Origin of the sequence: Polaribacter butkevichii (assembly GCF_038024105.1) — a bacterium.
GTDB classification, from domain to species: Bacteria; Bacteroidota; Bacteroidia; order Flavobacteriales; family Flavobacteriaceae; genus Polaribacter; species Polaribacter butkevichii.
Genome location: NZ_CP150661.1, coordinates 2,577,594 through 2,599,619 on the forward strand (window position 1 = coordinate 2,577,594; position 22,026 = coordinate 2,599,619).

The window sequence follows — 22,026 nt, forward strand, 5'->3', positions numbered from 1 at the left end:
GTTTAAAATATTAAAAAGTCTTTAGACTTTAAGGTGTTTTTATCTATTGAATATGCCGTAATTACATTGTCAATACTTTTAATTCTATTTATCGTTTTCAAAACAAATTCATCTTCTGATACTCCACAAATTTTTAAAAAGAAATCTACTTTTTTCTTTTCTGGAATTAAATATGTTTTTGTTTCTAATGTTAGTAATAATTGATTAGACGCTGTTTGATTTTCTCCTTTATAACTATTTGCTATTAAAAAACAATCGAAATCGAATTCTATATTTTTATATTTATAAATAGAAAAAGAGGATTTCTTTTTTTCTCTAACAAACTCTAAATCTTCTTTTGCTTTATAAAACCTTGCGTTTAGGTTTTTATTTAATAAGTAGGCAAGTTTATAATCTTCTAAGGTAGAATGGATGCCTATTAAAGAATATTCTTCTTCAAAAAAATCGTCCATTTCTAAAGCGTGTACCTGCATAAATTATAACTAATACTCGTTTCTATGAGTTAGCTAAATTACTAATTGTTTACGAATTTTAGTGTTAATTTAACGAAAACGTTATCGTTGTTACTTTAAATTAATGCATTCTTGAAAGAATAAGTACGTTCTATTTTTTGCTTCTTAAAAAATTATTTCAGCTTCTAAAATAACGTTATTTTTTTTGTGATTTCTTATAAAAAAGTACTCTAAATAAGCATAAGAATCAAACCAAAAAAATTATTTTAATTATATATGCAGATTTAGGGTTTTACAAGTATGTAATACACAAAAACCTTAGCTATTTACCCCAAAGAAATCTCTTCCTGAAAAGCAAAATATACTCTTTTAGCTGCTTGTTCTTCTGCTTTTTTCTTAGAAGTGGCTCTACCTTTGGCTATTTGCTCGCCATCTATACTAACCTTTACACTAAAATGCTTAATAGCCTCGTTACCAGAATCTTCGTAAGTATCAAAAGTATATTTCTTCTTTTGTTTCTGACACCACTCTATAATAAGACCTTTGTAACTGGTTATTTTTCCTTCTAGTTTTTCTATATCAACGTAAGGAACAATTACATTTTCGTAAATAAATTTCTGACAGGTATTGTAGTTTTTATCTAAATAAATAGCACCTACTAATGCTTCAAAAATATTACCATGAATATTATCACCAACGTTAGCTTGATCTATATTACTTTTTACAAATCGTATTAAGTCTAAATCTTTACCTAATTCATTTAAATGCTCTCTACTTACTATTTTAGAGCGCATCTGCGTAAGGTAACCTTCACTTCCTGTAGGAACTTTTTTATACAAATAGGCAGCAATTACAGAACCTAAAATAGAATCACCTAAAAACTCTAAGCGTTCATAATTAATTGGTATTCCTTTACTGTCTAGCATTTGCACAGATCTATGTGTAAATGCTTTTTTGTATTTATTAATACTTCTTGGTGAAAAGTTGAGTAATTTTTTTAATTCGTTATATAATTGTGCGTCCTCTTCATTGCGAGGCTTTACTATTTTACGAATAAAATTCATAGAGTATTATTCATCTAATTTTCTAAATGCAACACATGCATTATGACCACCAAAACCAAACGTATTACTCATAGCGACTTTAATATCGCGCTTTTGAGCTTTATTTAAAGTTAAGTTTAATTCTGGATTGATGTTTTCATCTACATTAACATGGTTAATTGTTGGTGGTACAATACTATGTTTCATTGCCAAAATAGCAGCAATAGATTCAATAGCTCCTGCAGCACCTAACAGGTGACCTGTCATTGATTTTGTAGAATTAATATTGATGTTTTTAGCATGTTCACCAAAAACCTCAGAAATTGCTTTTAATTCTGCAACATCACCTAAAGGTGTAGAAGTACCATGTGTGTTAATATGGTCTACATCTTCTGGATTAATTCCTGAATTTTCTAAACAATTTTTCATTACAGCAATTACACCAACTCCTTCTGGATGTGGTGCTGTCATATGATAAGCATCAGAAGACATACCGCCTCCAATAACCTCTGCATAAATTTTTGCTCCTCTAGCTTTGGCATGTTCATATTCTTCTAGTACAATAGCACCTGCTCCCTCACCTAACACAAAACCATCACGTTCTGCATCAAAAGGTCTAGAAGCTGTTTCTGGGCTTTCGTTTCTTGTAGATAAAGCGTGCATAGCATTAAAACCACCCACACCAGAAATTACAACTGCAGCTTCAGAGCCACCAGTTACAATAACATCACAAGTACCTAATCGAATATAATTTAAAGCATCTATCATTGCGTTAGCTGATGATGCACATGCAGAAACTGTAGTATAATTTGGCCCCATAAATCCATTCTTAATAGAAATGTTTCCTGGTGCAATATCTGCAATCATTTTTGGGATAAAGAAAGGATTAAATCTTGGTGTGCCATCTCCTGCTCCAAAATTTATGGCTTCGTTTTGAAAAGTTTCTAAACCTCCAATTCCGGCTCCCCAAATTACACCTACGCGTAATTTGTTAATTTTTTCTAAGTCTAGGCTTGCATCTGCAATTGCTTCATCAGAAGCTACCATTGCATACTGCGTAAACCTATCCATTTTACGGGCGTCTTTTCTATTGATAAAGTCCGTAACTTCAAAGTTCTTTAATTCACATGCAAAACGAGTTTTGAACTTGGCAGCATCAAAACCTTTAATAGGCGCTGCACCGCTAACTCCGTTAACTAAAGCATTCCAATATTCTTCAATATTATTACCAATTGGCGTTAGTGCGCCAAGTCCAGTGACTACAACTCGTTTTAATTGCATATAAATTTACTTTTTTGCTTCTTCAATATAGCTAACTGCTTGACCTACTGTTCCGATGTTTTCAGCTTGATCGTCTGGAATTTGAATATCGAATTCTTTTTCGAATTCCATAATTAACTCAACAGTATCCAAAGAATCTGCTCCTAAATCGTTTGTGAAGCTAGCTTCTGTTGTTACTTCGTTATCGTCTACTCCTAATTTGTCTACGATAATAGCTTTTACTCTTGATGCAATGTCTGACATAATTTTGTGTTTTTTAAAATTTTAATCGTGGCAAAAATACGAATCTTAACAATTAAAACTAATTTTTGCCGTAAAAATGATTCTTAAAAGTAAAGAAAAATATTTAATCTTCACTTAAAACAATCTAATTGTTAATAATTATTCTTTTTTTTGTAGCCTAGAAATGAAGTTATGAAACGTATTGTTATTTTTGCATCTGGTTCTGGAACGAACGCCGAAAACATTATTAAATTTTTTAATCATACTAAAACCGCTAAGGTTACTACCGTATTATGTAACAATGAACATGCCAAAGTTTTTGATAGATGTAAAAATTTAGACATCAAATGTTTACATTTTAAAAAAGAAGCTTTTTTTACTACGGATGAAATTCTAAATCTCTTAAAAGAGCAAGCAGATTATATTATTTTGGCTGGTTTTTTATGGAAAATTCCAACAAAAATTATTGATGCTTTTCCTAATAAAATCATCAATATTCACCCTGCTTTATTGCCAAAATATGGAGGAAAAGGGATGTACGGAATGAACGTTCATAAAGCTGTAAAAGAAAATAAAGAAACAGAAACTGGCATCACTATTCACTACGTAAATGCCAATTATGATGAAGGAGCTATCATTTTTCAAGAAAAAACAGCTCTTTTAAGTGAAGATACACCAGAAAAAATCGCAGAAAAGATTCATATTTTAGAACAACGTTACTTTCCAAGAGTTATTGAAGATGTAATTTTAACTATAAATGAGTAAAAAAAAGTTTTATGTTGTTTGGAACGGACGTAGAAAAGGTGTTTTTACTTCTTGGAAAGTCTGTAAAAAACAAATTGATGGTTTTGAAGGCGCACAATACAAATCTTTTGCCGATTTAAACGAAGCCGAAATTGCGGCTACCAAAAACTATGCAGATTACGTTGGTAAAGACACTAAAAAACCAACTTTATCATCCGCAGAAAAAGAAAAATTAGGGAGACCTATTTTAGAAAGTATTTCTGTAGACGCTGCTTGCTCTGGAAATCCTGGAAAAATGGAATACAGAGGTGTTTTAACACATAATAAGAAACAAATTTTTATAAAAGGTCCTTTTGCTAAGGGAACCAATAATATTGGCGAATTTTTAGCTTTAGTACACGGAATTGCGCTTTTAAAGAGTAAGAACAAAGAGCATATTCCTATTTATTCTGATTCTAAGATTGCCATGAGTTGGGTAAAACAGAAAAGATGTAAAACCAACATGCATTTTGATGCTTCTAACAAAGATTTATTAGACTTGATAAAAAGAGCCGAAAAATGGCTGAAAGAAAACACATATAAAAATCCTATTTTGAAATGGGAAACCAAAGCTTGGGGAGAAATTCCTGCAGATTTTGGAAGGAAATAGTTATCAGTTATCAGTTATCAGTTATCAGTTATCAGTTATCAGTTATCAGTTATCAGTTATCAGTTATCAGTTATCAGTTATCAGTTATCAGAATTTAAAAAATCTATGAGTTATATCCAATAGAAAACATAAAAATTCTTATTAATACATACTACTTGTCACTTCGAAGTATTGAGAAGTCTCATAACAGTGATAACACAAAACTGAATAGCATTATGTGATTTTTCCTATCGTCGAAATGATAAAACTGTATGAAAATAAACTACAAATTATACCCAATACTAAACATGATTATTCTAGGTAAAATAAAGGTTTTACTATCTGATATTAAATAATCTGAAAAACTATTGCTTTGTTTAAACTGTGTATTAAACATATTTTGGACACTTATTTTATAAGACCAAGCAGCATCTTCCTTTTTATAAGACAAAGTGGTATTTGCAATTTCGTACACATTTTTTTGCCCTAATGTTTTATTCTGATAGTTGCTTAACTTATAATCAAAATTAAAAATAAAGCCTTTTAAAAAATCATAATCTACGGTTACAAAAGGTTCTGTGGTTATAAATTTTGAAGTAGTATTACTAGAAATAAATTTACCAATATCTCTACTTACACCAACTTCTATTGTTGGAAAATTATCAAACAAGGTTTCGAAACCTACTTCGTAATTATAACCATTATTTTTATTGGTTTGGGTATTTCCGTTTAATTCTTGTAAGTACTTATTGTTACTAAAACCAACATCAAACTTATATTTTATATTTTTAATACTTTTTTCTAAATGTATATTTCCATGAAGATCTTCAGACGGATTGTCGAACATTTTTACGGTTAAAAACTGGTTAACATCATTAAAATCTACTGTATTTCTAACACCTTTTATTTGTTTACTATAATTTAAGTTTGCAAAAAGCATTAAACCTCTATACAAACTAAAACGGCTGTAATAAATACGCGCTGCGTGATACAAGTTATTTTCTAGCGTTTCATTTCCTTTAAAAACCGAATTATACGATTGTAAATAAAAACGATTGGCAAATTTATCTACATCAGAAAAAGACGTTTTTAAATTGTAATTAATGGTAATTTTTTTGGATTTATTAAACTCAATTTTTGCTAAAAAATCTGGTAAAACAATCCATTTGTTGTTTTCTAAATGGGTTTGTTTATCTAATTTCCATTTATAATTGTGTAATTCAACTCCTTGTTTTAAAGTAAAAATTCCTGCTCTAAATTTATAATGCATTCCTACAAAGAAATCGTTTAGCTTTAAATTTAAATCGTTGCCAAAATCATCCGAAGAAAAATTATTTGTGGTGCCGTTATCTAACTTCTGAAAATCATCACTAACAAAATCTTCGTTTAAAAATTTATTTCCCAACGTTGTGTAAATATGGTTGCTGTTGTTAATTTCCCAAAAGTGTTTAAAAACTGCATCAATATTTTGTTCTTTGGTATTTTTAAGTTGATGAATTCTTAACAAATCTTGATCTGTATCTGCAGGAATTAAACCTTGTAAAATAGCATCTTGTGTTTGCCAATAGTTTGTTTTATCACTTTTATCAAATACATAATTAAAAATGGATGAAAACGTGTGTTTATCATTTTGTCTTTTGTGCCATTCTATATTTTGGTTGATGTACGTTGCTGTTAAATCTCTATCTGTAGCAATAGTATTGGTATTGGCATTTATTAAGGAAGCAACTGTATTTATTTTGGTGTTATTGGTCCTTTTTACTTGGGTTCTTGCATACCATTTTTCTCTATTATTTGGTGTGTACTCTATATTTAGGTTTCCAATGCCTAACAAGTTATCTGTAGCTGTTTTATTAGTTCTTTGTTCTGTAAACGTGGTGTATTCGTTTTGGTTTTCTACAAAACTACTGGTATTTGTATTCGAAAAAATAGCATAACCAGCAATATCTAACTTTGAAGTTGCCGTTTTTGTAATGTTTAAAGCTCCAAATTTTTGGCTACTTGTCTGCAAATCTCTACTTTCTAAAAACTGAGAAAAATCGCCACCTTTCCATTTAAAATTACCACTAAATATAGCATTCATACCGCCAGAAAAACTCATATAATCTCTAAACGTAAATGTTTTTTCGCCTATATTATTAATGTTTCCTATAAAATTGACATTGGTTTTGGGTGAATAATAAAACAAATTTGCGCTGGTTTTATAAAACTCTTTGTTGCCTTTACCTGCTTCTACATCACCAAAAAGAAAGCGTTTTTTATCTTCTTTTAGTTTGATGTTCATTGCCATTTCATCAGAATCTGTTAACCCTTTTAAAAATGAAACTTCGTTATAATTATCGATTACTTCTATATTACCAACAGCATTTGCAGGAATGTTTTCTACTGCCAATTTAGAATTACCACCAAAAAACTTTTTACCATCTACCAACATTTTGGTTACTTTTTTACCCTGCACGGTAACTGTTCCGTTTTTACTTACTTCTACTCCAGGTAATTTTTTTAAAACATTTTTTAGTTTACGTTCTGTTCCGTTTATAAATTTATCTGTTTTATATATAGTGGTATCTCCACGTACAGTAACTGGCATTTCTATAACCACTTCATCTAATTGCTCTGAAGATTGTTGTAATACAAAGTCTTTTTTAGTGGTTTTTAAGGCTATAAATTGATATTCTATAGGTTTATATCCTAAATAAGAAATACTAATTGTTATGGTGTCTCCTTTTTCTAAAAGCAACTTATAATAGCCTTCGTTATCTGTTATGGCAAATTGTAAGTTTTTAGAAACATCTTTGGGTTTTGCGATTACATTTGCATAAGATAATGGATTTTGTAAACTATCTTTTACAGAACCTGAAAGGGTTACTTTTTGTGAAAAACAAAAAGTTGTGATACTAAACAATAATAGAAATAAGAGATTGTTTTTCATAGACTGTAAAAATTAATACCCTTTACTTTTTTTAAATTTTTGCATTGTAGATGATGCCATTTCCTGATATTCCTTTTCAGTGACCTTAATTCCTTTAGTTGGTTTTTCTATTTTTATTTCTTCTTTAGGGTTTAACGTAATTTTTTTTACATAATAAATTTTCTTATGAACTTCTAATTCTAAAATTAAACCAGGTAAACCATCATATCCTAAAGGACCAAAAGAAATTGGTATTTTAGGAGTAAACCAAGCAGTAATTAATTGCTTTCTCCCTTTAGTATTTACAATGACTTCTGTTGTAGCTTTAAAACAGTCGTATTCTCCAATTTTTTTTCTTTCTTTTTGTATTTTCCAATTCAACTTAGGTTTTGTAATTAAAAACAATTCTCCAAAAGCATTTAATTGTAAAATACGTTCATCTTTATTATAATACACTCCTTTATCATATGGGCCTGGACCTAATTGTTTTTTATTATCTTCAGATTCTAATAATGGTTTCATTGTAAAAGACCCAATATTCTTATCTACTTTTAGTTTAAAACTTAATTTTTTTTCTCCTTCAGCAATTATTTCCCTCATGTTTTGAAATCGGTTATGTTTCTCTGGGTTTTCTTTTGCCCGTATTGAGTCTGTTTTAGAAAAAACTTGCGTTTTAGATTTTTTTCCGTATTCAATTATTCCTCTAGAATTTTGTGAGTTAGTATTAAAAAAAAAGAGCAACACAAAAGGTATTATTAATATTTTATTCATAATTTATTTAGAACTTTAAATGACTCAACAAGTTTAAAATTCTCTAAAAAACTTGTAGAAAAAGGTTTACACATCAATGAGATTTCTCAATCGCTAAAAAAGCTCATTTCGAAATGACAATCGTTTCTTTTTTATATTTCTTAATTCAAATATAACTAAATAATTAGTTTGAACTAACTATTTAGTTATAAGTACTCAGAATAGTTACGAATCTCCTTTTTCTAAAAGCAACTTATAATAGCCTTCGTTATCTGTTATGGCAAATTGTAAGTTTTTAGAAACATCTTTGGGTTTTGCGATTACATTTGCATAAGATAATGGATTTTGTAAACTATCTTTTACAGAACCTGAAAGGGTTACTTTTTGCGAAAAACAAAAAGTTGTGATACTAAACAATAATAGAAATAAGAGTTTGTTTTTCATAGGATGTTTATTGTTTTTTAATACTTTTCCAAAACGCTTCTCCTCTTTTTCTAGACTCTTCTGCTGTCATTTTTTTACCTTTTGTAGGTTTTTTAATTACAATTTCTTTTTTAGGGTTTATAATTATTTCTGATGCACTAATAGTTCTTTTAGACAGTTCTACTAAAAGCACCAAACCAGGTAAACCATTATACTTTAAAGGACCAAAACTAACAGGTAATTCTGGTGTAAACCAAACTACAGGTTTCATTTTTTTGCTGGTTGATTCAATATCAATTGCTTTAAAACATAGATATCTACCAATCTTTTTAGATTCTTGTGTTATTTTCCACTTTTTAGAATTAATTTCTATTAAGAATAATTCTCCAAAAGTGCTACTTTCATTAAAATACTCATTCGTTTTTGTGTTTTTGTAATATCTATTATCTCCTCCAGCAAAAGTTCTATTTACATTAAAAATGGGTTTTCCATCATTTTGCATTTTATCCTCTACGTAATATAAAGACTCATCATTAGAAAACTCTAAATAGGCATTTACATTGGGTGTGTTTTGAAAAACATCTCGCATCCATTTGTCCATTTTTACTTTTTTTGACTTCAATTTTTTAGATATGGAATCTATTTTTTCTTTTGAAAATGATTCCATAGAAACCACATAAGTAACTTTACCACTTATTTTCTGAGAAAAAACCGTTATTGAAAAACAACAAATTATAAGGGTTATAAAATTTTTCATGTCAATTAATTTATACAACTTTACTATTAAAAACGATTTATAAAATGAAAGGTTTCAATTATAAAAAAACTAAATTTTATAAAAATCTGAATATGCTTCTTTTACTTTTTTATTGTAAGCTTCTTTGTTAATCTTAATACCTTTAAGGGTATCAAAAACTATTTTATCTTTTGGGTTTAAAGTAATCTCTTTAGCTTTAAAAATTACTGCAGCTTCTTCTAGTTCTAAAATTAATCCTGGCAAACCAAAATATTGTTTTGGACCAAAACTTGCTGATATTGTAGTTGTATACCAGGCAATTGGTTTTTTCTTTTTATTTTTTGATGAAATATTTATGGCTTTATAACATAAATAACTTCCAATAAGTTTAGTTTCTTGGGTAAGTTGCCACTCTAAACTTGGTTGCTGAATTAAATAGCACTTTTCTAAAACTTTGCATTCTTGCATCTCGTTAGAGTTTGTGATTAAGTTTGTAATAAATTTTTTATCTCTTCCCGCTCTAGAATAAACGAAGTCCGTTCCGGTTTTTTCTTCATTTATTTTCATGCGTTTAGAAACAGAAGAAAAAGATTTTGTCGACTCAAATTTAAGTACAACTTCAGAGTTTTTAGATTCTGAAATTATCTTACGCATTGTTCTTAATTCTTTCTTTTGTTTTTTTTCTTCTGTAACAATATCTTCTAGTGTAAAATTTAAACTAACTTCATATTTTACAATACCAGAATTATTTTGAGAATAAACATTAAGGCTCAATAAAAATATAATTATTGTTTTAATAGTCGTGTATTTCATTCTTCAGTTTTTAAACCTTTCCAAAAACTTTGGAAAGGTTATTGATTAATATTTACTAACCACAATTATTGTAATAACAATATCCATATTCTAGCATATAATCATCCATATGGTCATTAGGGTCTTCACCTAGTGTTTCTGAGGCCTCTAAAATTGTTGCTCTGGCACTTCTAACACAATCACTTGCACAACCAAAATCTTCAACTATTTCAACCGTTTTAATTGCAGGTGTAGTTATTATCTCATTTGAAGTATTCGCATTCATCATAGTTCTTGTTGCAAAAAAACATTAAGAACTATGCTAGTAATTTGACATTTTATATTTTGCGCTTTTCCCAATACTATCGAATTTTTCTTTAGAAATTATTTTTTCTTTTTCAGGAAATTCTATTGCAAATTCTTTTTCTTTATTAAGGGTGATTTTGTTCGCATAATAAATAATATTATTCTCTTTAAGTTCTATTATCAAACCTGGTAAACCACCAAATCCTTTTGGGCCAAAACTAAAAGGTATCTCAGGACTATACCAAGCTTCTATCTTTGTTTTTTTATTCAAAAATGTGGTTGCTTTATAGCATTTATAATTACCTATTTTCTTTTCCTCTCTTGTAAGTTCCCATTTTATAGAGTATAAGGAGCTTCTTACATTAAATTCTTCTCCAAATACATTTGTTTTATAAATTACATTATGATTTTTAATATCCTGATAAAATGTTTTATTTCCACCATTCATAATGATTGCATATTTCATTTGTCTATCATTATCAATATTTAATATTTTATTCATAAAATATACAGATTCATTTCTATTAAAGTTCAAAGTAAAAACAAATTTATTTTGATTGTTTTTTAAACTTGAGTTTAAAAAAATTAAAGTATTTTTTAAATTTTCATCCTTTTCCTTATTAATTAAATCATTCTTAATGTATGATCCATCTATTTTAGATTTATATTCTACATTTCCAGAACTTGATTGACTCTTCAAAGAATATATATTACTAAATAATAAGATTAAAATTATAATTCTCTTCATTTCTATATTTTAAAAAAATGCATTGAGAACATATCACTCAATGCATTATAAATTTAATAATTAATATCCTGCACCGTCTAAACATTCTGTTAATTGTGCTTCAGAAATTTCAAAAGCTAATTCCCAATCGCCCGTAAAAGCTTCTAAAAAATTGTACGTATTTAAAGATTGTCCTGCACAATCTTCCGCAGGTCCAACATATAAATTGTTAATAGAACTTTCTGTAGATGCATTCATCATAGTTTCTGTTGCAAAAACAAAAACCATTGCTAAAATTAATTTTTTCATAATATAAAATTTGTAACCTATTTTTTTAGGTTAATTGATTTAAAAATATTTAGAGCTTTATATGAGTTAACAAGTTTAAAATTCTCTAAAAACTTATAGAAAAAGGCTTACTTTTCAGATTCCTCTTCGTTCCTCATTCAGAATGACAGATAAAATTAGATTTCTCAATCGCTAAAAAAGCTCATTTCGAAATGACAATCGTTTCATTTTTATATTTCTTAACTCAAATACAACTAAATAATTAGTTATAACTAATTATTTAGTTATAAATACTCAGAATAGTTACGAATCTCCTTTTTCTAATAACAACTTATAATAACCTTCATTATCTGTAATAGCAAATTGTAGGTTTTTAGAAACATCTTTGGGTTTTACAATTACATTTGCATATGGCATTGGGTTTTGTAAACTGTCTTTTACAGTACCTGAAAGGGTTACTTTTTGCGAAAAACAAAAAGTTGTAATACTAAACAATAATAGAAATAGGAGTTTGTTTTTCATAAAGTTTAAATACTTATTCTAATTACCAAATATTCTTTTTTTAGCAGTTTTTATTTCTTTCGAATATTCTTCAAAACTAACACGTTTACCTCCTTTTGGCTCTTTTATCACAATTTTCTCTCCAAAATTTTTATTTTCAATTTAGTATCACCTTCACTATAAATTGTTTCTGTTTTTTCTAATTCCTTTGTTAAACTAACAGGTCCCTCAATATCTACTTCTTGCTCTTGGCAACTCATAAAGCTAAAAACTGCCAACATTATAAATAAATACATTTTTTTGTATATTAATCTTTTCATTCTATTTAATTTTGTAATTAGTAATTGGGTGGGTTTGCTATTGTAAATCTATTAGGATTGAATGTCGAAAATTTATATTCCTTTTAGTTTTAGACAAACTCACTTTTTTGTGCCATTTTCTGCTAAGCTCTTATACTTGTTTTTATGCACTTTTTAAAAACAACCGATTACAATAAGAACTCTATTTTTATTTAGTTTTTATCATATATATTAATTTTTCGAGTTTAATTACTGATTAAAAATGCCTGTAGAAACTGTGATTTCTGTAATTGCAGAGGTTCTAAAAAACCCTAACCCTCCATTACTTATATTTGTTGGTGGTGAAGAAGGTGCAGGATGATAAACTCCGCCATCTTGGTCAAATTGATTTAGAAGTGCTTCATAATAATTATATGCCTTTGGTGACAGACTATTCATTTTAAAGTATAACTCTTCTCGAAAACCATGGATAAAAAAATTAAAACCCTTTAACTCTGCACCATCATCAAGGTTTAGTCCGTTTACCGTTGGCTCTGTATTTTTATCTGAAAAAATTGAAAACTCCCAAATATCACTCGAACCTGTTCTAAAATATTCTTCATTTTGTAATTGAAATAAATATTGATTTAAAACATTTTCTTGTGGGTCTTTAAAATATAGTAAAGGAACCAAACCTTCTTGCCCATCCTTGTCCGAAACTTTTTTTTCAAAACCTATAGAATCTATTTTAGCAGACACATACATATGGTCTGATGCTGTATAGCTTTTACCTTCTTCTGTAATAACTTCTAGCGTATAAGTGCGCCCAGGAACTCCAATGAAGTTGGAGGTTTTGTAAAAGCCACCTATGTGATAATTAAGAATATCATTCAAATAAATAGTTTCTATAACATTACCTTTCTCATCTTTAATCTGTTTTACAGTAGCATTTAAAGATTCATCAAAAAAATATTCTTCTCTATCTGCCTGTATTGCTTTAAGGGTATCTATTTGCCCAAAATCATCTGAGAGAATTACTAAAGCATCTAAAACAGGGTTTAACGTTATTAAATTGGGATACATTTCTGAATAAGTAGATAGAATACCTGCATTACTTTCAGTTAATCTTACAAAATGTGGACCATCTGTACTTTCTACCAAACCCTCTATTACAAGTTTTGGCGTTTCTTTATCAAGGTTTAAATCAATCTCTTCAACACAACTATAAAGTGTTATAATTAACATGATATACAAGGCAAATCTTTTCATTTATAATTAAAATTTAAAATTATAACTTAGATAAGGCGAAGCGCCATACAAAAACATTTTGTATGCTTTACTTTCACCTAAATCTTGTGGATTCTGTTTAATAAATAAAGAGAATATATTTTTTCTATTATATAAGTTATAAATACCAAAAGACCATTCTCCTTCCCTTTTTCTATACTCTTTTCTTTTAGATTTTAAAGTAGCAGAAACATCTAATCGATGATATGCAGGTAATTGGTAGCCATTTCTATCTGAATAATAACTAAAAGAAGCGCCATAATGATTAAAAACTCCTTCCGGAACAGTTATAAATCCGCCAGATGTAAACTTAAAAATAGAAGAGACACTAAATCTTTTTGTTAAATTATAAAATAAAGTAGCTGAAAAATTATGTTTTTTATTATACGTTACAGAGTAAGAATTATTATTATTAATTCCTTCAATTGTTTTTTCTGTATTAGATAAAGCATAACTTAACCAGCCCTTAAATTGACCTTTCTTTTTTTCTAATAAAAACTCTATTCCATAAGATTCTCCCTCTCCAGACAATACTTGTGTTTCAATATTTGGGTTTAAAAATAAGTCTGCATTATCTTTATAATCAATAATATTGTACATTTTTTTACAATATATTTCTGTAAAAAAATTATATTTATTATCCTTTGTATTCATGTAATATCCTAAAGAATATTGGTTTGCGGTTTGCGGTTTTATATAGCTATCTGAAGGAATCCAAACATCTGTTGGTAAACCTACTGTAGAATTACTAATAAGATGTTGATATTGTGTAGTTCTGGTATATGAGGTTTTTATTGATTGTCTATTGTTTAATAAATAATTTACTGATATGCGTGGTTCTAAACTATGGTAAAACTTAACCAATTCTCCTTTTTGATATTGTTTTGTAGTAACAATATCAAAATCATCATCGTATTCATTTACACTTGCTTTCCCTAAAAGAAAAAAACTTGAATATCTAAATCCATAATTAAATTTTAATTTATTAGTTATTTTTTGAGTATTATTTATATAAATACTCGCTATTAAAGATTTTTTACTTTCTAGTTCAAAAGGTTTTGTAATGGACTCACTATTTCTTGGCTCTAGTTTTCCTGGATTATAAAAATGATTTTCTAATGAAAAACCAAATTTTATATGGTTTGAAGAATTTAAATAATAATCAAAATTTGACTTAAAGTCAAATTCTTTCATATCTGCCAACCATTTAAATTCTCTTATATCATCTCTTAAAATATAGGAGTAATCATATTTACTATAAACCAACATTGTGTTGGCAAATAAGTTAGAGTTAAAAATATGATTCCAACGTAAGTTTCCAATTACGTTTCCCCAATCCATACTACTACTATCATCTATTTCACTATAAAAAAAATGATCTCTACCAGCATAAGCTGAGAAATATAAATGATTTTTATCATCTAATTCTAGGTTTACTTTTGTATTAATATCAAAAAAACTAACCTCTTTATTTGGATTAAAATCTCTATAACTTTTTGCTCCTAGCCGAGAAAGTCCACTTCCAATAGCATTTACTATACTACCTGCATAACTGTATCTAGAAGATACTATAAAAGACGATTTTTCTTTTACAATAGGTGCTTCTAAGGTTAATCTACTTGCAATTAAACCAATTCCTCCGCTTACTTTTTGCTCTTTATTGTTACCTTCTTTCATTCTAACATCTACAACAGAAGATAATCTTCCGCCAAATTGAGAAGGTATGTATGATTTATATAACTTTACGTTTTTAATAGCATCTGTATTAAAGACAGAAAAGAAACCGAGAGCGTGAGATGGATTATATATGGGTGCATCATCTAATAAAAATAAGTTTTGATCGTGAGACCCTCCTCTTATAGATAAGTTTGTAGTGCCTTCATGTGATGTTTGTACTCCTGGTAATAATTGGAGGCCTTTTAAAATATCAACTTCACCTGCTACAGCAGGAATTTGTTTTATTTTATCTAAATTTAAAATATGAGTACCTGGTTCAGAATTTGTAATATCATTTTTTCTCTTGGCATTAATTAAAATTTCATTTAAACTTTTTGATTCTTCTGTTAAATCGATATTTAATAAAAAATTTTGAGAAATAATTAAGGTATTTGCATATGTTTTATATCCAAGATATGATACTTTTATAGTGCTTTCTCCTTTTGGAAGTTCTAAAGAATAGAAACCATAAGAGTTTGATGTTGTATAAACATTGGTTTTTGGTATAAATATAGTAGCTCCAATTAACCTTTCTCCACTTTGTGCGTCAGAAACAACACCGTAAACAGTATGGTTTTGAGAAAATAAGGTACTACTAAATAGCAAAAAAAAGAATATATATTTTTTCATTTCACAATGTTTTTAAATGCTATAAAAAACCCTTAGTTTGTTTTTACTAAGGAGTTTTAATCATTTTTTAAAATGAAGTTTTTCAATAATATTTAATAAAAAATTGAAAATCTCAGATTAAGAACTTGCGAAATAGTTTTCTTTTTCATAGCTTTTCCTTCGCACTTCAAAGATCGAAAACATTTTTTATTACACCTAAAAAATCACTTTCCATTATAGCATACCCAATTATAGGGTATAAGAACCTCACTGTTTTCAGGTATGCCAAAATGGAAATATTTTAAATACTAATTTTACTTATTTTTACATCGAAAAAGAAAAAATTAATGAGAGAAAGAGAAAGAGAAAGAGAAAGAGAAAGAGAAAGAGAAAGAGAAAGAATAAAAGATACTTACAAGATTATATTAAACAATTTAGAAGAAAAAAGAAAACAAGTTGGTATAAGCCGTTATGAAATGGCACTTCATTTAGGCTTAACAGAAAATGGTTATTTTAAGGTTATTAAAGGACACACAAAGTTAGATGTAGAACGCTTATTACTTATTTTAAATAAATTAGCTATTTCTCCAAAGGAGTTTTTTAAAGATTATAAAGACTAATTGTAGATTACAAACAAAAAGTAAAAACCCAAAACTATGTTTAGTTTTGGGTTTTTATATTTATTAATTTACTTTAAGATTGCTTCGTAAAAACTCGAAATGACAATTCATTCTTATTATTAAACAGATTGCTTCACTATCGTTCGCAATGACAAATTATAAATTAGCCTTCATCAATTCTCTATTCATTCTTGCAATGTTGTCTAAAGAAATTCCTTTAGGGCATTCTACCTCACAGGCACCTGTATTTGTACAGTTACCAAAACCTTCTAAATCCATTTGTGCAACCATGTTTTTTACACGATCTGCAGCCTCTATTTGTCCTTGTGGTAATAAAGCATACTGAGATACTTTTGCACCCACAAATAACATTGCAGAAGAGTTTTTACATGTTGCTACACAAGCACCACAACCAATACAAGCTGCGGCATCCATAGCCTCATCTGCTGCGTGTTTAGAAATAGGCAGTGAGTTGGCATCTTGGGTATTACCAGAAGTGTTTACAGAAATGTAACCACCTGCTTGTTGAATACGCTCAAAAGCCATTCTATCTACAATTAAATCTTTTATTACCGGAAATGCTGATGCTCTAAATGGCTCTATTGTAATAGTTTCTCCATCTTTAAACATACGCATGTGTAACTGACAAGTAGTAATACCTCTATCAGGTCCGTGAGCTTCTCCATTAATATATAAAGAACACATTCCGCAAATACCTTCACGACAATCATGATCAAAAGCAACGGGTTGTTCACCTGCGTTTACTAATTGTTCATTTAAAACATCCAGCATTTCTAAGAAAGACATATGCTCTGAAATATCAGTCACTTTATAGTCTACCATTTGACCCTCTGAACCAGCGTCTTTTTGTCTCCAAATTTTAAGTGTTAAATTCATAATGTCTTTATTATTTGTATGAACGTTGTTTAAGTTCTATATCTTTAAATTCTAATTGTTCTTTGTGTAAAACTGCGTCTGCAGGTTCTCCTTTATATTCCCAGGCAGATACAAAAGCGAAATCTTTATCATTACGTTTTGCTTCTCCTTTTTGCTCGCCATCTAACTCTACAGATTCTTCTCTAAAGTGTCCACCACAAGACTCATTTCTTATTAAAGCATCTTTTGCAAACAACTCTCCTAATTCTAAGAAGTCTGCTACACGACCTGCTTTTTCTAGTTCAACATTCATTTCATTAGCTGCTCCAGGCACCATAACATCTTTCCAGAATTCTTCACGAATTGCTTTAATTTCTGCCATTGCAGCTTTTAAATCTTTTTCGTTACGAGACATTCCTACTTTATCCCACATTACTTTACCTAAACGCTTATGAAAATGATCTACAGATTTTGTTCCTTTATTGTTAAGGAAGAAATTAATTCTATCTGTTACTTCTTTTTCTGCGTCATCAAACTCTTTGGTATCTGTAGGTATTGCACCTGTTCTAATGTCATTAGATAAATAATCACCAATAGTATAAGGCAATACAAAGTAACCATCTGCTAAACCTTGCATTAAGGCAGAAGCACCAAGTCTGTTTGCACCATGATCAGAGAAATTTGCTTCTCCAATACAATATAAACCTTCTACAGTAGTCATTAAGTTATAATCTACCCAAACACCACCCATTGTATAGTGGGTTGCAGGATAAATCATCATTGGAGTTTCATACGGATTTTCAGCGATGATTTTTTCATACATCTGAAATAAGTTTCCATATTTCTGTTCTATAATTGCTTGACCTAATTCTTTAATTTTTTCCTTAGAAGGATTTTTAATACCATGTATTTTAGCTTGCTCTTTACCATAACGTTCAAAAGCAGAAGCAAAATCTAAATACACCGCTTCTCCTGTTGCATTTACTCCGTAACCAGCATCACAACGTTCTTTTGCTGCTCTAGAAGCAACATCACGTGGTACTAAGTTACCAAAGGCAGGGTAACGACGTTCTAAGTAATAATCTCTATTTTCTTCAGCAATCTCTGTAGGTTTTAATTTACCTTGCTGTATTAATTTTGCATCTTCTATTCTTGCTGGAACCCAAATTCTACCATCATTACGTAAAGATTCAGACATTAATGTTAATTTAGACTGATAATCTCCTGAACGAGGAATACACGTTGGGTGAATTTGTGTAAAACAAGGATTTGCAAAAAAGGCTCCTTTTTTATGAATTTTCCATGCTGCTGTAGCATTAGACCCCATTGCATTGGTAGATAAGAAATAAACGTTACCGTAACCTCCTGTTGCAATTACAACAGCATGTGCAGAGTGACGTTCTATTTCTCCGGTAATTAAATTACGTGCAATAATACCTCTTGCTTTACCATCTATTTTTACAACGTCTAACATTTCATGACGATTGAACATCTCAATTTTACCACGAGCAATTTGACGATTCATTGCAGAATAACATCCTAATAATAATTGTTGCCCTGTTTGTCCTTTTGCGTAAAAAGTTCTAGAAACTAAAACCCCACCAAAAGAACGATTGTCTAACAAACCACCATAATCACGTGCAAAAGGAACTCCTTGTGCAACACATTGATCTATAATATTACCAGATACTTCTGCTAAACGGTGTACGTTTGCTTCACGAGAACGGTAATCTCCTCCTTTTACAGTATCGTAAAATAATCTGTAATTAGAATCTCCATCTCCTTGATAGTTTTTTGCTGCATTAATACCTCCTTGTGCTGCAATAGAATGCGCTCTACGTGGAGAATCTTGATAAGCAAATGCTTTTACGTTATATCCTAATTCTGCTAACGTTGCCGCTGCAGAACCACCTGCTAAACCTGTACCAACAACTATAATATCTATATTACGTTTGTTTGCTGGGTTTACAAGATTAATTTTGTCTTTATAAATTGTCCACTTATCTTTAATTGGACCTTCTGGTACTTTTGAATCTAAAGCCATAGTTATTTAAGATTAATGGTTATGATTAAAATGATGAAACAATGCAATAATGATAAATCCTAAAGGAATAACTACTGAATAGATTTTACCAAAATTTTGTAATGCTTTTTTTCTTCCTGCGGTAACTCCCATCGATTGAAAAGCAGATGTAAAACCGTGTGCTAAATGCAATCCTAAGAAAACAAATGCTACTACATAAGCAGCTACTCGCCAGATTGGAATAAATTTTTCTTGTAATTCATGAAAATATCTTGTTGGAACTTCTGGCAACACAGCAACGTATTTGTGGTTTAATTCTGGAATCCAGAAATCAATAAAATGTAGTGCAATAAAAGCTAAAATAGCCAATCCACTATAAATCATGTTTCTACTCATCCATGTAGAATTAGCTGCTCCATTGTTTTTAACATAGGCAACTCCGTTTGCTTTTTTGTTTTTCAATTCTAATACAAACCCCATTACAAAATGAAAAACAACTCCAAAAATTAATACAGGCTGCAAAGCAAATTGTATTAAAGGATTTGTACCCATAAAATGAGATAATTGATTAAAGAGCTCTTCACTAAAAAGTGAAGTAACATTAACCGCTAAATGTATAATTAAGAAAAACATGAGGAAGAATGCAGAAAGCGCCATGGCTATCTTTCTTCCAACTGAAGATTTGAAAAATCCGCTCATTGTATAAATGTATAATTAAGTTATAATTGTTGTTTTACAAATGTACCATTTACATATTCTTTATTGAAATAAAATGGTTATTTTTTAGTTATTTAGAATCGTTTTAATAAAGAAAATAAATTCACCTTAAAACACTAAACAACAGATTCTTACATATTAATATTTATTAAAAAATAATGACAAATTATATCTTTTATTAAATTGGTAAACCAAAAAAAGAGTTAAAATAAAATCCCTTTTAATAGTGCTTTAACTATATGGCCAAATTATAGGTATCAACACAATGCTTACTATAAAAAACATTAAAAGTAAAATAGCACCACTTTTTAAATAATCTGTAAACTTATAATTACCTGCATTCATTACCATTGTATTTGTTGGCGTACCAAAAGGTGTTAAAAAAGCCGTAGACGCACTAACAGCTAATGCCATCATAAATGGATGTGGAGAATACCCTAACTCTAAAGATGCTACCAAAACAATTGGCGCCATTAAAATGGCCGTTGCAGTATTACTCATTACCTGACTTAAAAAAGAAGTAATTAAGAAGATACCTGCTAAGAAATAAGTGGGATGTTTTTCTCCCACTAATAAAATCATAGAATCTGCAATAAATTTTGCGCCTCCGGTTTTTTGAAGTGCAACCCCCATCGGTATCATACCTGCCATTATTATAATCACATTCCAATTAATAGATCTATAAGATTGATTCATATTAATACAACCACCGGCAATCATAATAAAAGCAGTTAACATTACTGTAATTGATGACGAATAAGGCCCCCAAATAAACATGCATACCATAAATATCATCGCCAAAATAGAGATAATACCTTTTCTTGTTATTGTTCCTACTTCTTTAGAGAGTTCTTCTGGAGAACCAATAATTAAGAAATCTCTACTTTCTTCTTGAATTGCTTTAATGTCTTCCCATTTTGCTCTTACCAAAATAACATCGCCTTCTCGCAAATCAAATTCTCTACCTCTAATTCTTTTATTATATCTACTTACCGCAATAACTTGCAAGTTGTATTTTTTTCCAAACCTACCGGTATTAATATGCCTACCTTTATAACTAGATTTTGGTGCAATAATCAATTCGCACATTCCAATCTCATCCGAAAGTACATTTTGTTTGATAAATTCTCCATCAACATCAGTTAATCTAGTTGCAGCTACATTATACTTATCAATAAATCTATGAATACGATTTTCACTACAATTTACAATTAGTTCATCACCAATATTCATTTGTCTATTTAAATCTGGAAACTCATCTAAATCACTTTTTTTGAAACCTACTTTTTTAAGAAAAGAAGTTGTAATATCTTCTTTAGAAATCATTTTTATAATAGTTACCCCCATTAAGGATCCTAACTTTAATTCTTTCATCGTTTTTCCAACAGCTGAAGAGTTTGGTCTAATTCTTACCCTCCAAAACCCTTCAAATAATTGATATGAATCTTCTATACTTTGTATTGATTCATCAATATCTTCTAACCTTCTAGATTTATTACTTGGTAATAACTTTGTACCCAAATAACGCATATAAATTACTGTTAAAAACAATAAAGGAACTCCTATATAAGCAAATTCAAAAAAGCCAAATTCAGGAATACCTGCATCTATCATTGCTTGGTTTGTTACAATATTTGTAGGTGTACCTGTAAGGGTTAACAACCCTCCAGTTGCCGCTGCAAATGACAAGGGAATTAACATTTTTGAAGCAGGTGTTTTCAACCTCCAAGAAGCAGCAATTATAACAGGCATTAAAGATGCAACTGTACCCGTGTTACTCATAAAGGCAGACAGAATAGCCGAACCAATAATAATTAAGACTAATAGTTTATTTGAATTATTTTTTGATAGCACAATAATTTTATTACCCAACCAAGAAGTTAATCCGGTTCTACTCATTGCTTCTCCAACAATAAAAAGACCTGCAATTAAAATAATACTTGAGTTGCTAAATCCAGAAAATGTTTCACCAACAGTTAAAACACCCGTCATACTTAATGCCATCATACTAGTGATAGCTACAATATCTGGCCTAATTTTTCCGGAAACAAAAAGAATAATTGTTATTGCTAAAATAATAAATGTAGTTGTCATAG

General features: G+C 29.4%; 23 protein-coding genes. 3 read left to right on the forward strand and 20 right to left on the reverse strand.

Annotated features, from left to right (window positions below; translation table 11 throughout):
• Positions 1–2 precede the first annotated feature (2 nt).
• The 4 genes from WG951_RS11035 to WG951_RS11050 form a co-directional block, all read right to left on the reverse strand.
• Complete coding sequence (locus WG951_RS11035; protein WP_105049753.1) at positions 3–473, reverse strand: IPExxxVDY family protein; 471 nt, start codon at positions 471–473, stop codon at positions 3–5.
• Between the two features lie 305 nt (positions 474–778).
• A complete protein-coding gene (gene rnc, locus WG951_RS11040; RefSeq protein WP_105049752.1) occupies positions 779–1,516 on the reverse strand; it encodes a ribonuclease III in 738 nt (245 codons plus the stop codon).
• Positions 1,517–1,522: 6 nt separating this feature from the next.
• Positions 1,523–2,776 (reverse strand): beta-ketoacyl-ACP synthase II, encoded by a 1,254-nt coding sequence (gene fabF / locus WG951_RS11045; protein ID WP_105049751.1) that lies wholly within the window; start codon positions 2,774–2,776, stop codon positions 1,523–1,525.
• Between the two features lie 6 nt (positions 2,777–2,782).
• Entirely contained in the window at positions 2,783–3,019 is a 237-nt protein-coding gene (locus WG951_RS11050; RefSeq protein WP_004569249.1) for an acyl carrier protein, read from the reverse strand.
• 171 nt (positions 3,020–3,190) lie between these two features.
• Here WG951_RS11050 and WG951_RS11055 point away from each other — a divergent pair, with 171 nt between their 5' ends.
• Positions 3,191–3,763, forward strand: a complete 573-nt coding sequence (locus tag WG951_RS11055; protein WP_105049750.1) for a phosphoribosylglycinamide formyltransferase — start codon at positions 3,191–3,193, stop codon at positions 3,761–3,763.
• Positions 3,756–4,391, forward strand: coding sequence for a viroplasmin family protein (locus WG951_RS11060; RefSeq protein WP_105049749.1), 636 nt, complete (start codon positions 3,756–3,758; stop codon positions 4,389–4,391). Before WG951_RS11055 ends, WG951_RS11060 begins: the two co-directional genes overlap by 8 nt.
• A 262-nt stretch (positions 4,392–4,653) precedes the next feature.
• Here the strand turns inward: WG951_RS11060 and WG951_RS11065 are convergent, their stop codons facing one another.
• From WG951_RS11065 to WG951_RS11120, 12 genes are all read right to left on the reverse strand, one after another.
• Entirely contained in the window at positions 4,654–7,302 is a 2,649-nt protein-coding gene (locus WG951_RS11065; protein ID WP_105049748.1) for a carboxypeptidase-like regulatory domain-containing protein, read from the reverse strand.
• 12 nt (positions 7,303–7,314) lie between these two features.
• Complete coding sequence (locus WG951_RS11070; protein WP_105049747.1) at positions 7,315–8,052, reverse strand: GLPGLI family protein; 738 nt, start codon at positions 8,050–8,052, stop codon at positions 7,315–7,317.
• 204 nt (positions 8,053–8,256) lie between these two features.
• Positions 8,257–8,475: a carboxypeptidase regulatory-like domain-containing protein gene (locus WG951_RS11075; protein ID WP_105049746.1), complete on the reverse strand. Its 219-nt coding sequence runs from the start codon at positions 8,473–8,475 to the stop codon at positions 8,257–8,259.
• A gap of 7 nt (positions 8,476–8,482) precedes the next feature.
• Positions 8,483–9,211, reverse strand: a complete 729-nt coding sequence (locus WG951_RS11080; RefSeq protein ID WP_105049745.1) for a GLPGLI family protein — start codon at positions 9,209–9,211, stop codon at positions 8,483–8,485.
• Between the two features lie 69 nt (positions 9,212–9,280).
• Positions 9,281–10,003 (reverse strand): GLPGLI family protein, encoded by a 723-nt coding sequence (locus WG951_RS11085; RefSeq protein ID WP_105049744.1) that lies wholly within the window; start codon positions 10,001–10,003, stop codon positions 9,281–9,283.
• A gap of 55 nt (positions 10,004–10,058) precedes the next feature.
• On the reverse strand, positions 10,059–10,271 hold the full coding sequence (locus tag WG951_RS11090) for a hypothetical protein (protein ID WP_146105293.1): 213 nt from the start codon (positions 10,269–10,271) through the stop codon (positions 10,059–10,061).
• A 33-nt stretch (positions 10,272–10,304) separates the two neighbouring features.
• Positions 10,305–11,036, reverse strand: a complete 732-nt coding sequence (locus tag WG951_RS11095) for a GLPGLI family protein (protein ID WP_105049742.1) — start codon at positions 11,034–11,036, stop codon at positions 10,305–10,307.
• Positions 11,037–11,096: 60 nt separating this feature from the next.
• Complete coding sequence (locus WG951_RS11100) at positions 11,097–11,324, reverse strand: hypothetical protein (protein ID WP_105049741.1); 228 nt, start codon at positions 11,322–11,324, stop codon at positions 11,097–11,099.
• Between the two features lie 282 nt (positions 11,325–11,606).
• Positions 11,607–11,825, reverse strand: a complete 219-nt coding sequence (locus WG951_RS11105) for a carboxypeptidase-like regulatory domain-containing protein (protein ID WP_146105292.1) — start codon at positions 11,823–11,825, stop codon at positions 11,607–11,609.
• A gap of 107 nt (positions 11,826–11,932) precedes the next feature.
• Positions 11,933–12,124 carry a hypothetical protein gene (locus WG951_RS11110; RefSeq protein WP_146105291.1) on the reverse strand — a complete coding sequence of 64 codons (192 nt, stop codon included), beginning with the start codon at positions 12,122–12,124 and terminating at the stop codon, positions 11,933–11,935.
• 228 nt (positions 12,125–12,352) lie between these two features.
• Complete coding sequence (locus WG951_RS11115; protein WP_105049739.1) at positions 12,353–13,351, reverse strand: DUF4249 domain-containing protein; 999 nt, start codon at positions 13,349–13,351, stop codon at positions 12,353–12,355.
• A 6-nt stretch (positions 13,352–13,357) separates the two neighbouring features.
• Positions 13,358–15,715 (reverse strand): TonB-dependent receptor, encoded by a 2,358-nt coding sequence (locus WG951_RS11120; protein WP_105049738.1) that lies wholly within the window; start codon positions 15,713–15,715, stop codon positions 13,358–13,360.
• 326 nt (positions 15,716–16,041) lie between these two features.
• Between WG951_RS11120 and WG951_RS11125 the strand changes: the two genes are divergently transcribed.
• On the forward strand, positions 16,042–16,314 hold the full coding sequence (locus WG951_RS11125; RefSeq protein WP_105049737.1) for a helix-turn-helix domain-containing protein: 273 nt from the start codon (positions 16,042–16,044) through the stop codon (positions 16,312–16,314).
• Positions 16,315–16,470: 156 nt separating this feature from the next.
• Here WG951_RS11125 and WG951_RS11130 read toward each other — a convergent pair whose 3' ends face one another.
• The 4 genes from WG951_RS11130 to WG951_RS11145 all read right to left on the reverse strand — a co-directional run bounded on the left by WG951_RS11130 (position 16,471) and on the right by WG951_RS11145 (position 22,024).
• Positions 16,471–17,211 carry a succinate dehydrogenase/fumarate reductase iron-sulfur subunit gene (locus WG951_RS11130; RefSeq protein ID WP_105049736.1) on the reverse strand — a complete coding sequence of 247 codons (741 nt, stop codon included), beginning with the start codon at positions 17,209–17,211 and terminating at the stop codon, positions 16,471–16,473.
• Between the two features lie 10 nt (positions 17,212–17,221).
• Entirely contained in the window at positions 17,222–19,234 is a 2,013-nt protein-coding gene (locus tag WG951_RS11135; RefSeq protein ID WP_105049735.1) for a fumarate reductase/succinate dehydrogenase flavoprotein subunit, read from the reverse strand.
• Positions 19,235–19,246: 12 nt separating this feature from the next.
• Positions 19,247–19,912: a succinate dehydrogenase cytochrome b subunit gene (locus tag WG951_RS11140; protein WP_105049734.1), complete on the reverse strand. Its 666-nt coding sequence runs from the start codon at positions 19,910–19,912 to the stop codon at positions 19,247–19,249.
• Between the two features lie 249 nt (positions 19,913–20,161).
• Positions 20,162–22,024 carry an SLC13 family permease gene (locus tag WG951_RS11145; protein ID WP_105049733.1) on the reverse strand — a complete coding sequence of 621 codons (1,863 nt, stop codon included), beginning with the start codon at positions 22,022–22,024 and terminating at the stop codon, positions 20,162–20,164.
• Positions 22,025–22,026: the final 2 nt, after the last annotated feature.